The 14,123-nt window shown below is 70.0% G+C and carries 12 protein-coding genes and 1 pseudogene; all 13 read left to right on the forward strand.

Features of this window, described 5'->3' with window-relative positions; all coding sequences use genetic code 11:
* The first annotated feature begins 2 nt into the window (after window positions 1-2).
* The 13 genes and pseudogenes from AOM45_RS18695 (at window position 3) to AOM45_RS18755 (ending at window position 13,977) form a co-directional block, all read left to right on the forward strand.
* Entirely contained in the window at window positions 3-302 is a 300-nt protein-coding gene (locus AOM45_RS18695; RefSeq protein WP_063756985.1) for a phosphopantetheine-binding protein, read from the forward strand.
* A gap of 2 nt (window positions 303-304) precedes the next feature.
* Entirely contained in the window at window positions 305-3,643 is a 3,339-nt protein-coding gene (locus tag AOM45_RS18700) for a thioester reductase domain-containing protein (protein ID WP_030466402.1), read from the forward strand.
* A gap of 2 nt (window positions 3,644-3,645) precedes the next feature.
* Window positions 3,646-4,491: a 3-hydroxyacyl-CoA dehydrogenase family protein gene (locus tag AOM45_RS18705; RefSeq protein WP_308202537.1), complete on the forward strand. Its 846-nt coding sequence runs from the start codon at window positions 3,646-3,648 to the stop codon at window positions 4,489-4,491.
* Window positions 4,488-4,745: an acyl carrier protein gene (locus AOM45_RS18710; RefSeq protein WP_030466400.1), complete on the forward strand. Its 258-nt coding sequence runs from the start codon at window positions 4,488-4,490 to the stop codon at window positions 4,743-4,745. The genes AOM45_RS18705 and AOM45_RS18710 overlap by 4 nt, the downstream gene beginning before the upstream one ends.
* Window positions 4,738-5,838, forward strand: a complete 1,101-nt coding sequence (locus tag AOM45_RS18715; RefSeq protein ID WP_030466399.1) for an acyl-CoA dehydrogenase family protein — start codon at window positions 4,738-4,740, stop codon at window positions 5,836-5,838. Before AOM45_RS18710 ends, AOM45_RS18715 begins: the two co-directional genes overlap by 8 nt.
* A complete protein-coding gene (locus AOM45_RS18720; protein WP_030466398.1) occupies window positions 5,835-6,788 on the forward strand; it encodes a 3-oxoacyl-ACP synthase in 954 nt (317 codons plus the stop codon). Before AOM45_RS18715 ends, AOM45_RS18720 begins: the two co-directional genes overlap by 4 nt.
* A gap of 2 nt (window positions 6,789-6,790) precedes the next feature.
* Window positions 6,791-7,837, forward strand: a pseudogene (locus AOM45_RS53800) (HAD-IIIC family phosphatase); the annotation flags it as partial.
* Entirely contained in the window at window positions 7,814-9,358 is a 1,545-nt protein-coding gene (locus tag AOM45_RS53805) for an amino acid adenylation domain-containing protein (RefSeq protein ID WP_030466397.1), read from the forward strand. The pseudogene AOM45_RS53800 and the gene AOM45_RS53805, both read left to right, overlap by 24 nt.
* Window positions 9,359-9,362: 4 nt before the next feature.
* A complete protein-coding gene (locus AOM45_RS18735) occupies window positions 9,363-10,604 on the forward strand; it encodes an MFS transporter (RefSeq protein ID WP_030466396.1) in 1,242 nt (413 codons plus the stop codon).
* 13 nt (window positions 10,605-10,617) lie between these two features.
* Window positions 10,618-11,541 carry a phosphoenolpyruvate carboxykinase (ATP) gene (locus AOM45_RS18740; protein ID WP_030466395.1) on the forward strand — a complete coding sequence of 308 codons (924 nt, stop codon included), beginning with the start codon at window positions 10,618-10,620 and terminating at the stop codon, window positions 11,539-11,541.
* Between the two features lie 2 nt (window positions 11,542-11,543).
* Window positions 11,544-12,581: an LLM class flavin-dependent oxidoreductase gene (locus tag AOM45_RS18745; protein WP_030466394.1), complete on the forward strand. Its 1,038-nt coding sequence runs from the start codon at window positions 11,544-11,546 to the stop codon at window positions 12,579-12,581.
* Window positions 12,578-13,060 carry a flavin reductase family protein gene (locus tag AOM45_RS18750; protein ID WP_030466393.1) on the forward strand — a complete coding sequence of 161 codons (483 nt, stop codon included), beginning with the start codon at window positions 12,578-12,580 and terminating at the stop codon, window positions 13,058-13,060. The genes AOM45_RS18745 and AOM45_RS18750 overlap by 4 nt, the downstream gene beginning before the upstream one ends.
* Before the next feature lie 2 nt (window positions 13,061-13,062).
* On the forward strand, window positions 13,063-13,977 hold the full coding sequence (locus tag AOM45_RS18755) for a phosphoenolpyruvate carboxykinase (ATP) (protein ID WP_030466392.1): 915 nt from the start codon (window positions 13,063-13,065) through the stop codon (window positions 13,975-13,977).
* The last annotated feature ends 146 nt before the right edge of the window (window positions 13,978-14,123 follow it).

Genomic DNA, 14,123 nt, shown 5'->3' on the forward strand with positions numbered 1-14,123 from the left:
GAGTGAACACAGCGACGCGCGACCAGGTGCGCCTGGCGTGGGCCGAGGTGCTGGACGTCGAGTCCGTACCGGACGACGTCAACTTCTTCGAGCTCGGCGGCGACTCGCTGCTGCTCATCGTCCTGCTCGAACGCCTCAACGGGATGACCGAACGTGATCTGGAGGCGGCCGACCTGTTCCAGCACAGCACCGTCACCGCGCAGGTCGAGCTGCTGACCTCGCCGGAGACGAAGCGCGAGCTCGTGGAACTGGGCGCGACGAACCGGCGTGGCCTGATCGGCCGCGCCCGACAGGGGAACTGAACGTGAGCGACACCGACATCGCGGTGGTGGGCGTCGGGTGCCGGTTCCCGGACGCCTGGACGCCGCAGGAGTTCTGGCACAACATCGGCAACGGCGTGGTGTCGACGCGTGAACTGCCGGAGGAGGCGTTGCGCGCGGCCGGGGTGTCCGACGCGCTGCTGACCGACCCCGGTTTCGTCCGCGTCGGCGCGACCCTGCCCGGCGTCGCCGACTTCGCCGCGGAGTTCTTCTCCTACCCGCCCACCGAGGCCGAGCTGATCGACCCGCAGCAGCGGGTCTTCCTCGAGGCCGCGTGGGAGGCGCTGGAGACCGCAGGGCACCCGCCGCGCCTCGACGGACCCGTCGTGGGCGTGTTCGCGGGTGGCGCGTCGAGCACCTACACGTCGATGTTGTTCGCCGCCAAGGCACAGGCGGAGGGCCTGGCCGCGGCGATCGACGACGTCGACCTGCACCTCGGCGGACTCGGCGACTTCCTGACCTCGCGGGTGGCCTACAAGCTCGGCCTGCGCGGACCGACCGTCGGCGTGCAGACCGCGTGCTCGTCCTCGCTCTACGCCGTGCACTACGCGACGCTGAGCCTGCTGTCCGGGGAGTGCGACATCGCGCTCGCCGGTGGCGCGACCGTGCTGGAACCCCTGGCGGGTTACCGGTACCAGGTCGGCGGCCTCATGTCCGCGGACGGCCTGTGCCGCGCGTTCGACGCGAAGTCCACCGGCACGTCGTTCAGCTCGGGCGTCGGAGTCGTTGCCCTGCGCAGGCTTTCGGACGCGCTGGCGGACGGCGACCGGATCCTCGCGGTGGTCAAGGGCAGCGCGGTCGGCAACGACGGCTCGGACCGCTCCGGCTTCACCGCGCCCAACCCGTCCGGCGTGGCCGAGGTCGTGGCCGGTGCGCTGCGGATCTCCGGTGTCAGCGCGGACGAGTTGCGGTACGTCGAGGCGCACGGCTCCGGCACGTCGCTCGGTGACCACATCGAGCTGCGCGGCCTCACCGAGGGCCTGCGGGCGAGCTCGAAGGGCACGAACTTCGTCGGCCTGGGCAGCGTGAAGGTCAACATCGGCCACACCGGTCCCGCCGCCGGCATCGCGGGCTTCATCAAGGCTGTCAACGTGGTCGCGACCGGCGACCTGCCCGCGCACCCGCTGTTCGAACGCCCGCGCGACCCCGGTGTGCTCGCCGAGAGCCCGTTCTTCCTGTCCTCGCAGGCAGGTCGCACGGACGACCGCGACCGGCACGTATTGATCAACTCTATGGGACTGGGCGGCACGAACGTCGCCGCCGTCATCGCCCCCGCACCGGCACCGGCGCGGCCGAGCGCCGAGGCGTCCGACGTCGTGCGGCTGGTGCTGTCCGCCCGCACCCGCACCGAGCTGGACGCCATGTCCAAGCGGCTGGCGGAGGCGATCGACCCGGCCGAGGCGGCCGACGTCGCGCACACGTTGCGGGTGGGGCGCAAGTCCTTCCCGGAACGTCGCGTGATCACCGCACCCGCCGAGAAGCTCGCCGCCGCGCTGAAGCTGCCGCGCCCGCCGTTCGCGAAGACGGTCAAGGCCGTGCCGCGCAAGGCCGTCGTGGTCGGCGCGGAGAACCTCGACCGGTTCCGGCTCGCGTTCGGTGCGAACGTCGAGGTGCGCGCGGAGGAAGGCGTGCTGCCGGAGGGCGTGCACGTCGTGTCCACTTCGGACGACTTCGACGAGGCCGTCACCACGGCGTGGCTCAACGGCGTCGAGGTGAACTGGGAGGCCCTCGCGGGCGACGCCGGACGGCGCGTGCCGCTGCCCGCGTACCCGTTGCCGCGCAAGCGGTACTGGGCGCTGGACCGCCTGCCCGCACTGGGGCAGGCCACCGCGGCTCCCGCGTGTGCCGTGGCGGCCTCGCCGGTAGCGGCGTCCGACGACGTCGAGGCGCAGCTGCTGGACGTGTGGCGCGACCTGTTCGGTGCCGACTCCATCGGTGTCGACGACGAGTTCGGCATGCTCGGCGGATCGTCGCTGCTGTCCGTCCGGATGGCCCTGGAGGTGCAGCAACGCACCGGCGTGCTGGTGAACGTCCACCGCGCCGGCGGCAGCAAGGCCACCGTGCGGCGCATCGCGGAGATCGTGCGCGGGGTGCAGGCCGGTGCCGAACGCGGTGCCGCCGACATCGACCCGATCGCGGACGGCGACGGCGACCTCGTCGACCTCGACATGGCGCTGCCGCTGGGAGACCTCGCCGTGCACGAGGCGGCGGGCAAGGACGTGCTGCTCACCGGCGCGACCGGGTTCCTCGGCACGTTCCTGCTGCACGAGCTGCTCGCCGCGACCGAGGGCCGGGTCTACTGCACCGTCCGCGCGGACGACGAGGAACACGCCCGCAAGCGGTTGCGCGAGGCGTCGGAGAAGCTCCTGCTGCCGGAACCGGACCGCGAGCGCGTCCGGATCGTGCTGGGTGACCTCAAGGACGGCGTGCTGGAGTCCTACCAGGACGGTGAGCTGTCCCGGCGGATCGGGTACGTCCTGCACTGCGCGGCGAAGGTCGTGTTCACCGAGCCGTACCGGGTGCTGCGCGAGGACAACGTGCTCGCCATGGTCGACCTGCTGCGGTGGATGCGCGGCCACGGCATCCGCGACTTCAGCTTCGTGTCGACGGTCGCCGCCACGCACTACGCGCTGGGCACCGACAACAGGATCCTGGAGACCCGGCAGCAGCCGCTCGACCCGCAGCAGGGCGGGTACGGCGTCAGCAAGTGGGTCGCCGAACGGATCCTGGAACGCGCCGAGGAGGACGGCATGCGGGTGCGGATCTTCCGCCCCGGCTTCATCCTCGGGTCGACCAAGACCGGTGCCTGCAACGACAAGGACCTCATCTGGAACGTGCTGACCAGCGGCCTGGCCGTCGGCGCGCACCCGCTCGACGACCGCGCGATGCCGATGGCACCCGTGGACGTCGTCGCTCGCGCCATGGCCGAGCTGACGGTGTCGCCGGGCTCGGTCGGCCGGGTCTACCACCTCGTGGACCGGCTCGCGTACAGCCCGCGCCGGATGTTCTCGCTGCTCGACGAGGCCGGCCTCACGACGGAGGCCGTCACGCCGAAGACGTGGCAGCAACGCATCGCGGACAAGGCACTCGACAGCGGTAGCGCGCTGCTCTCCACCATGGCGCTCTACGAGTTGGAAGGCCACGAGCTGGCCGACGACGGACTCGAAGCCGTCGCCTGGCGTCCGTGGCTGGAACGCGCGGAGCTGTCCAGCGCGCCGACGGGTGAGCTGCTGCGCCGTTGCCTGACTTTCCTCGCCGAACGGCACGACAAGTTCGGCGAGCTCATCACCGGCGTTCTCGGCGCCGACCTCGTGGAGGCATGAACATGAACCACCGCATCGGTGTGCTCGGCGCGGGCGTCATGGGCGCCGCGATCGCCACGCTCGCCATCGGTCACGGCGTCCCCGTCGTGCTGGTCGACGTCGACGACGAGACGCTCGCCAAGGCGCGCAAGGAAGTCCGTCAGCAGCTCAAGCTGGCCCGGTTGATGGGCAAGCTGCCCCGCACCGGCGAGGCCGAGCTGGTCACCACGACGGACTACGCCGACCTCGCGGACGTGACGTCGGTGATCGAGGCCGTCACGGAGAAGCCCGAGCTCAAGGCGAAGGTCCTCGCCGAGGTCTCCGGCGTCGTCAAGCCCGGCACGGTGATCGTGTCCAACACCTCGGCCATCCCCGTCGACGAGATGGCCGACTCGGTGGCGCGCCCGGAAGATCTGTGCGCCATCCACTTCATGAACCCGCCCTACCTGATCCGCGCCGTGGAGGTGATCCGCGGGCCGCGCACCGGTGACGAGACGATGAGCAAGGTCACCGACCTGCTCGCGGCACTCGACCGCGACGGTGTCGTCGTCGGCGACGGGCCCGGGTTCGTGATCAACCGCATCCTGCAGCGCTCGATCAACGAGGCCGCCCGCATCGTCGAGGAGGGCAGGGCGACGCCGGAAGCGGTCGACGCCGCCTTCGAGGGATGCCTCGGGCACCGCACCGGGCCGCTCGCGACGGCCGACCTGATCGGTCTGGACAACGTCGTGGACTCGTTGCGGGTGCTGCACGAACGCACGGGGGACCGGGGCTACGAGCCCTGCGACCTGCTGGTGGCGAAGGTCGCCGCCGGAGATTTCGGCCGCAAGACCGGCCGCGGATTCTACGAGCACGGAGGAGCACTGTGACCACGTCCGTCAACCACGCAGCCGAGATCGAGCGGCAGCTTCTGGGGTTCGTCGAGAAGCACACGAAGAAGACGTGGACGCCGGACGACGACTTCTTCGCGGCCGGTGCCGTGTCGTCCATGTTCGCGATGCAGCTCGTCGTCTTCATCGAGAGCACCTTCGACGTGGAGGTGTCCGGCGACGACCTGGTGATCGACAACTTCCGGACCGTCGGCGCGATGACCTCGCTGGTGTCGAGGTTGCGCGGTGAGTGACGAACTACGTGCGCTGGTCACCGAGCTGGTCGGTGACCGCGCGGACGAGTGGGACCGCGCCGGGGTGATCCCCGCCGACGTGGTCCGGAAGCTGGGGCGCGCGGGTGCGCTGTGCCCCGAGGTGCCGGTGAAGTTCGGCGGGCTCGGCCTGTCGAGCCTCGACAACGGCGAGTTCACCGCGCACGTCGGTGCGCTGTGCAGCTCGTTGCGCAGCCTGATGACCTCGCAGGGCATGGCGGCGTGGGCGATCCAGCGGTTCGGTTCGGCCGAGCAGCGGGCGCACTACCTCGCCAGGCTCACGTCGGGTGAGCTGGTCGGCATCGCGTTCAGCGAACGCGGTGCCGGCAGCGACCTCGCCGCGATGGGCACCACGATCCGGGCCGAGGGCGACGAGGTCGTCGTCGACGGCGCCAAGATCTGGGTCACCGGCGCGGGTTACGCCGACATGATCGTGGTGATCGGCCGGTTCGGTGACGGCGCCGCCGCGGTCGTCGTGCCGGTCGACGCACCGGGTGTGCAGATCAGCAGGGTCGCGAACCCGATGGGTTGCCGGGCCGCCGGACACTCCAATGTGGAGCTTCACGACGTGCGGCTGCCGGCGGAGGCGTTGCTGCGCGGCGCGGGTCAGCCGTTGCAGATGCTGGTCACTTCGGCGCTCACGTACGGCCGGGTGTCGGTGGCGTGGGGCTGTGTCGGCATTCTGCGGGCCTGCCTGGGCGCCGCCGCACGGCACGCCAAGGCGCGTCAGCAGTTCGGCAAGCCGCTCGCCGAGCACCAGCTCGTCGGCCGGCACCTGGCCGAGCTGCTGGTGGCGGAGCAGATCGCGACCCGTGCCTGCGAGCACGCGTCGCGGTGCTGGGACGACAACTCACCGGAGATGATCACCGCCGCCGTGGTGGCCAAGCACGTCAGCGCCGGCCACGCCGCGCGCGGCGCGTCCAGCGCGGTGCAGGTGCTCGCGTCGTCCGGTGCGAACGACGGCCACGTGGTCGCCCGCGCGTACCGGGACGCGAAGCTCATGGAGATCATCGAGGGCAGCAACGAGATCTGCCAGCTGGTGCTGGCGGAGCACGCCCTGGCGGTGGCGTCGTGACCATCGGCATCGGTGCGATCCACTGCTTGCTGCCCGAGGAGCGGGCCAAGGTCGTCGACCTGCCCGAGTTCGGGTTGCTGGGCCACGACGAGCAGGAGTTCGCGCGAGCGTCCGGAGTGGACACCGTCTCGGTGTTCGAGGACGCGGCGACCACCGACCTCGCTGCCCGCGCGATCACCGGGCTCGGGCCGGTCGACCCGGACGTGCTGATGGTCGTCGGCGCTCGTTCACCCGAGGTGCTGCTCGGATCGGACTCCGGTTCGGTGGAACACCAGGCAGGACTGAAGAAGGCGTTCTCGTTCACCGTGGACGGCCTGGGCTGCGCGGGTTCCAGCGCCGCGTGGGCACTCGCGGCGGACCTGCTCAAGGCCGATTCGAGCCGTGAGTCCGTGGTGATCACGCACGCCAGCCGGCCCACCGGCGCGGACCGGATCCGGTTCCCCGTCACGGTGATCGGCGACGGCGCGTACGCGATGACGATGGTGCGCGGCGGACGCCCGGTGCTGCGCGCACACCGGCAGGAGACCGACGGGTCGTTCCACGACCTGTTCCGCGTCGACTACAAGCAGGCGCCCTGGTACGAGTGGCGCGAGGAGTGCGACTCGGCGGACCGGTACCGCTTCGAACTGGCCATGCACAGCCAGAAGAGGCTCGGCCGGCTGGTGCGCGAGGTGCTCGCTGATGCGGGCGTGACGATCCCCCAGGTCGCCGCGACCATCATGCAGAACGTCACGGCCAGCGCGTACGGCTTCTACGAGACGTTGCTGGGCACGCCGATCCACCCGGTCTGCGGGCAGCACCTGAGCGAGCTCGGCCACCTCGGCGCGATGGACGTCGTGCTGAACCTGGACGCGCTGCTGCGTTCCGGTGAGCTGAACCCGGGAGATCTGGTGCTGGTGCTGAACAACAGCCCGGTCGCCGCGTGGGCGGTGACCCTGTGGGAGGTGTAGGGGTGAGCGAGACCGTCAAGTGCCTGGTGTGGGACCTCGACCACACGCTGTGGCAGGGAATTCTGCTCGAGGACGGCGATGTCGTGCTGGCCGACGAGATGCGCGCCGTGGTGATCGAGCTCGACTCGCGCGGCATCCTGCAGTCGGTCGCGAGCCGCAACGACCACGACAACGCGTGGGCCAAGCTGGAAGCACTGGGCCTCGCCGAGTACTTCGTGCACCCGCAGATCGGGTGGGGCCGCAAGTCCGACTCGGTCAAGGCGATCGCGGACTCGCTGAACTTCGCGCTGCGCACCATCGCGTTCATCGACGACACGCCGACCGAACGCGCCGAGGTCGAGTTCCACCACCCCGAAGTTCGGTGCTACGAGGCCGAACGGGCGCTGGAACTGCCGAGCCTGCCCGAGTTCAGCCCCGCCGTCGTCACGGTCGACGCACGCCGCCGCCGGGAGATGTACCAGGCGGGCTTCCAGCGCGAGGCCGCGCGGACCGAGCACGACGGGCCCGACGAGGAGTTCCTGCGCTCGCTCGGCCTGGAGCTGCGCATCCACCGGGCCGGCGACGAGGAGATCTCGCGCGTCGAGGAACTCACGTTGCGCACCAGCCAGATGAACGCGACCGGCGTGCACTACTCGGACGCGGACCTGCGCGCGCTGCTCGCCGACCCGCGCCACGAGGTGCTGGTCACCACGCTGACGGACCGCTTCGGCCCGCACGGCGCGGTGGGCGTCATGCTCATCGAGAAGCACCGCGACGTCTGGAACCTCAAGCTGCTCGCGACGTCGTGCCGCGTGGTGTCGTTCGGCACCGGCGCGGTGATCCTGCGGTGGCTCACCGACCAGGCCGCCCGCGCGGGCGTGCACCTGGTGGCCGACTTCCGCAAGACCGACCGCAACCGCATGATGGAGGTCGCGTACCGGTTCGCGGGCTTCACCACGGCGGACTGCTCCTGCCGGGCGACGCTCGCGGAGACCGACGTCGAGCGGCTGCACCTCGTGCCGACGCGCCAGGTCGAGTCGACGACGATGACCGTGCACGCACCGGAACTGGGCGGCCGCACGCTCTACGAGTGGTTCACCGGGTCCGTGCGGCGGTTCCCGGACGAGCCCGCGCTGGAGGTGCGCGGCGAGTCGATCACGTACGCCGAGCTGCACCGGCGCGTGGTCTCGCTGGCCGACCGCGTGCTGCGCGAGCACGGCAAGCCGCCGCAGCGCCTCGGCCTGCTCGCGGCCCGCAGCCTGGTCGCGTTCACCGGCTACCTCGCGGCACTGCGGCTGGGAGCGACGGTCACGCCGCTCAACCCGGGCTATCCCGGGCAGCGCAACCGGATGGTGGCCGAACTGGCCGGCATCGACGTGCTGCTGGTCGACGAGTCCGGTCTCGCGCAACGCACCGCGGAGCTGGACGAGCTGGTGCCGACCGTGCTCCCGTTGGCGGAGAACGACATCGTCGACACGGGTGTGGACGAGGACGTGCTGCCGCCGTACGACGTGTCGCTTGACGACGTGGCGTACGTGCTCTTCACGTCCGGCTCGACGGGCAGGCCCAAGGGCGTGCCGATCAAGCACCGCAACCTCTCGCCGTACGTCGCGCACAACATCGAGCGGTACGAGGTCACGCCGGGCTGCCGGATGTCGCACACGTTCGACCTGACCTTCGACCCGTCGGTGTTCGACCTGTTCGTCACCTGGGGCGGTGGCGCCACTCTCGTCGCACCGCAACGCAACGAGCTGCTCAAGCCGGTCGACTACGTGGTGAACCACGGCATCACGCACTGGTTCTCCGTGCCGTCGGTGGTCTCGGTCAGCGCGGAGCTGGGCAACCTGCCCATGGGCCGCGTGAGCACGTTGCGCTACAGCATCTTCATCGGCGAGCAGCTGACCATGCGGCAGGCCGGGCTGTGGCACGGCGTCGCGCCGGACGCGATCATCGAGAACGTCTACGGCCCGACCGAGCTGACCGTGGCGTGCACCGAGTACCGGCTGCCGCAGGACCCCGGCGACTGGCCGCGGACGTCGAACGACACGGTCCCGATCGGTCCGGTCTACGACTTCCTCGAGTACCAGGTCATCGACGAGGAGGGCAAGCCGGCGCAGGAGGGCGAGCTCGTCGTCCGCGGCTCGCAGCGGTTCGACGGCTACCTCGACCCCGGTGACAACCAGGGCAGGTTCGTCGCCCTGGCCGACGAGCTCACGCCGGAGCACTTCTACCGCACGGGTGACCGCGTGCGCGTGGAGGACGGCGAGTGGGTCCATCTCGGACGGTTGGACAACCAGGTGAAGGTGCGGGGCTACCGCATCGAGCTCGGTGAGGTCGAGGCCGCCATGCGCAAGCACCCCGACGTGTCGCAGGCGATCGTGGTCGCGGTGCGCGAGGGGGACGAGACCGAGCTGGTCGGGTTCTACACCGGCGCGCAGGTCGAGGCGACGAAGTTCCTGCTGTGGCTGCGCAAGCAGATCCCGGTGCACATGGTGCCGCGCAAGTACCGGCACCTGGAGGCGTTGCCGTTGAACGCCAACGGCAAGGTCGATCGGCCCGAGCTCCGCGACATGATCGCGGCGGAGAGGTAAGAAGATGTCGTTCCTCCGTCATCTGGTCCCGCCACCGGGACCGATCCGGATCCTCGCCGCCAGCAGCCTGGGCCGCAGCGTCGGCAACGGCATGCTGCTGTCGGTCAGCGTGCTGTTCTTCACCAGATCGGTGGGGCTGCCCGCGACCCAGGTCGGCCTGGGGCTCACCATCGCCGCCGTCGTCGGGATGCTCACCAGCATCCCGGCCGGGCACGCGGCGGACGTGCTGGGCGCGCGCAACACGGCGACGTTCTTCGTGGCGCTGCAAGGCGTTCTGATCTGCGGGTACGCACTGGTGGGCGGGTTCGTGGGGTTCCTGATCGCGGCGAGCCTCGTCGTGATGGCGGAGGCCGGCTCGGACGCCTCCCGCGGCGCGCTGGTCGCAGGGGTCGTGCCGAAGGAGGAACGCGTGCAGGCACGCGCGTTCATCCGCTCGGTCAACAACATCGGCATCTCGCTCGGCGCGGTGAGCGGTGGTGTCGCGCTGCACTTCGACACCAGGGCCGTGTACATCGGTCTGCTCATCACGTGCGGCCTGATCTACGTCGCGGCCGGGCTGGCCTACCTGATCCTGCCGCAGGTCGAGGCCGCGGCGAAGAAGAAGGAAGACTCCGACGGCCCGCGCTGGGTCGTTCTGCGCGACCACCCGTTCGTCGTGGTGGCGCTCATCAACGCGGTGCTGGTGATGAACGGCGGCATCCTCACCGTGGCCGTGCCGATCTGGATCGCCCAGCGCACGAACGCCCCGACGTGGGTCTACGCGGCGCTGCTCGTGCTCAACACGGTGACGGTCGTGCTGTTCCAGGTGCGGGTCAGCCAGGGCACCGACACCGCCGCGGGTGGCGCGAAAGCGTTGCGGCGAGCCGGGATCGCGTTGGCGGTGTGCTGTGCGTTGTTCGCGCTCGCCGCCGGTCAGCCCGCCTGGGTCGCGGTCGTCGCGCTGGTGGCCGGAGCGCTCGTGCACGTGCTCGGCGAACTGCTGGCCGCCGCCGGTGGCTGGGCGCTGGCCTACGAACTGGCGCCGGAGCACGCGATGGGTCAGTACCAGGGCCTCTTCGGCACGACGGACCAGCTCGCGGGGGCGGTCACCCCGGTGGCCGCGACCGTGCTGATCATCGGTATCGGCTGGCCGGGCTGGCTCGTGTTCGGCGCGTTGATGCTCGCCGCCGGTGCCGTCGCGCCGATCGCCCAGGGCTGGGCGTCGCGCACCCGCGAGCGCTACGGGGTGGTTGTCCAAAGTGGATGAAAAGGGGAGAGAGTTGAACCGGAGCTGCTACGGCTTCCCGGTGGAGTGTTCGGCCCACCCGGACGCGACGCACGTGATCGACGGGTTCTTCGGTCCTGAGGCGGGTCCCGTCGTGGCCGGCGCGCCGGTCGTGCACGTCCACGTGGACGTCGTCGAGCAGGACGGGGACCAGAAGGAGCCGCCGTACTTCCCGGAGAACTGGGAGGACGCCGACGAGATCACGATCGACGTCGGCAGGACCACGGCGCTCGTCGACCCGGCGGCCTGGACCGTGCGGATCTCGTTGTCGCGCCACGACCTGCACGACCAGATCGTGTGGGGACGCTGGATCCTGGAGCGCGCCTTCATCTACCTGGTCTGCCGGTCGCAGCGGCACTACCCGCTGCACGCCGGCGCGGTGGCGGTCGGTGGCCGCACCGCCGTCGTCACGGCGGACAGCGGCGTCGGCAAGTCGACGTTCTCCGCGTGGGCGTTGCGCCGCGGGGCGGACTTCGCCGGCGAGGACATCATGGTGCGGCACATGGACGACGAGTCCGGCACCCTGTGGGGCTACCCGCGCGTGACGTACCTGTCGCCGCAGCTGCTGGAGCTCTGGCCGCAGCTCGAAGGCGCGCAGAGCGCCGAGGTGCCCAAGCGCGACAAGTTCCGCGTGATCCTGCCGTCGTCGTTCGAACCGCGGATGCTCGCCGGATCGGTGCCGCACTGCCTGCTGTTCCTGGCGCGCGGTGACGGCTCGCTGCGGGACGTGGACGTCGACGACGCCGTCGAGCGCACCCGGTCCGACTGGAACACCGGCAAGATCGGCACGTCGTTCGAGGCGGACGTGGAGAAGGACCTGCGTGGGCTCCTGGAGGACATGCCCGTGTGGGAGCTGGCGTTGACCCCTGACTTCGACGGGAATTTCGACACCCTGGTCGCCGCGCTGGAGAGGAGCTGACGGTGGACTTCAGCCTGTTCTACTTCGCCAACAACAGCCGCGAGCTCGACAGCAACCGCTACGGCCTGCTGCTCGACGGCGCGAAGTTCGCCGACCGCAACGGTTTCACCGCCGTGTGGACCCCGGAGCGGCACTTCCACTCCTTCGGTGGCCTGTACCCGAACCCGTCGGTGACCGGTGCCGCGGTCGCCGCCGTGACCGAACGGATCCAGATCCGCGCGGGCAGCGTGGTCGCGCCGTTGCACAACCCGTTGCGCATCGCCGAGGAGTGGTCCGTCGTGGACAACATCTCCGGCGGCCGCGTGGGCCTCTCGTTCGCTTCCGGCTGGCACGCGGTGGACTTCGCGTTGAAGCCCGAGAACTACGAGAACCGCCGCCAGGTGCTGATCGACTACACCGAGCAGGTCCGCAGGTTGTGGCGCGGCGAGAAGATCGACGTCGTCGACGGCACCGGAAAGCCGCAGCAGGTCGGCGTCTTCCCGCCGCCGGTGCAGCCCGAGCTGCCGGTGTGGATCACCAGTGCCGGTGGCGTGGAGACGTTCCGCAACGCGGGCCGCGCCGGCGCAGGACTGCTGACCCACCTGCTCGGCCAGGACCTCGGCGAACTGGAGGCGAAGATCGCCGAGTACCGCGCGGCTTCCGTCGAGCACCACGGCAAAGAGGGCCACGTCGTGCTGATGGTGCACACGTTCCTCGGCGAGGACGAGGACGAGGTGCGCGAGCTGGTGCGCGGCCCGATGTCGGACTACCTGCGCAGCTCGCTCGGGCTGCTGCTGGGCTCGCAGCAGGGCAGTGCGCGCAAGATCGACCCGTCGACGTTGCGGGAGAAGGACGTCGACTTCCTGGTGCAGCGGGCGTTCGAGCGCTACTACGAGGACGGCGCGTTGCTCGGCACGGTCGACAAGACCCGCAAGATCGTCGACAGGGCCGCGGGCATCGGCGTCGACGAGATCGCGTGCCTGATCGACTTCGGCCTGCCGCAGCAGACCGTCCTCTCCGGACTGAACCACCTGAACTCCTTACGCCTGAGCACGTCATGAGCGCGCGCTTCCGCAGCACCGCGGCGACGTTCCCGACCGGCGTGACCGTGTTGAGCACCGTGTCCGACGGCGAACCGCACGGCATGACGGTGAACTCGTTCGCGTCGATCTCCATCGATCCGTTGCTGGTGCTCGTGTCGGTGAACAGCTCGTCGCGCACCTACGAACGGATCGTGCAGTCGGGTTCGTTCGCGGTGACCGTGCTGAGCGACGGCCAGCAGGAGGTCGCCCGGTGGTTCGCGAACTCCCAGCGGCCGTCCGGTGCCGACTCGTTCGCCGGCGTCTCGTGGAAACCGGCGCCGCACTCGCGGTCGCCGGTCCTGCTCGACGGGATCAGCTACTTCGACTGCGAGCTTGACCAGGCGTACACGGCCGGTGACCACACGATGCTCATCGGTGCCGTGCGCGCGTACGACGTCTTGTCCGACCGGCCGCCCCTGCTGTTCGTGCGCAGCCGGTTCACCGAACTGAGGAAGTGAGCATGGAACTGGTCAAGGAGTGCTACGGGTTCCGGGTGGTCTGCTCGGTGCACCCCGAGGCGCGCGACGTCGTCGAGGCGTTCTTCGGCCCCGGTGAGCCGCCGGCGGACGCTCCCGAGGTGCACCTGACGTTCGACGTGGTCGACGGAGCCGGTGTGCCGTCGGAGAACCCGCCGCACACGTTGGAGGTCATCGCCTCGAACCCGATCACCATCGACACGGGCAACTCCCGCGCGGTGATCGTTCCTGATGAGTGGAAGGCCACCGTAACGCTGGCGCGGGGCGACCTCGACGACCAGATCGTGTGGGGCCGCTGGATCCTGGAGCGCCTGTTCCTGTACCTGGTGTGCCGTTCGCCGCGGCACTACCCGCTGCACGCGGGCGCGGTCGGCGTGGACGGCCGGACGATGATGCTGTCCGCGCCCACCGGCACCGGCAAGTCCACGTTCACCTTCTGGTGCCTGCACCGCGGTGCCGAGCTGTTCGGCGAGGACATCATGGTGCGGCACATGGACGATCCGTCGCGCACGGCGTGGGGCTACTCGCAGGTCGTGTACCTGGACGAGGAGACGATCACGCGTGCCGGGCTCGCCGGCGCGGACGTCAGTTCCGTAGCACCGGGCGAGAAGGCTCGTGTGCAACTGCCGGAGTCGTTCCGGGAACGGTTGCACACCAAGGCAGATCTCGACGCGGCGGTGTTCCTGGTGCGTGACGGTTCGACCGGCAACCGCCCGCTTTCCCTCGACGAAGCCGTGAAACGTTGCTGGGACGACATCTCCACGGGCAAGACCGACCAGGCCGTGCTCGACGCGGTCGACGCTGACCTGCGGACGTTGCTGGCGGACCTGCCGCTGTACGAGTTCTCGCTCGACGGCGACCTGGACGACTGTTACGACGAGCTGCGCGACCTGCGCTGACACCGATCACGAAGGCCCGGAACCGGTACTGGTTCCGGGCCTTCGCCGTACCTGAGGAAGCACCGGAAGAACGAACTTCCTGCCGGAACTTCTTCGTGGTGGCAGGATCGATCACGTGATTACGTCGAGATCGTCCAACTCGGGAC

Source organism: Lentzea aerocolonigenes, assembly GCF_000974445.1.
Classification (GTDB): domain Bacteria; phylum Actinomycetota; class Actinomycetes; order Mycobacteriales; family Pseudonocardiaceae; genus Lentzea; species Lentzea aerocolonigenes.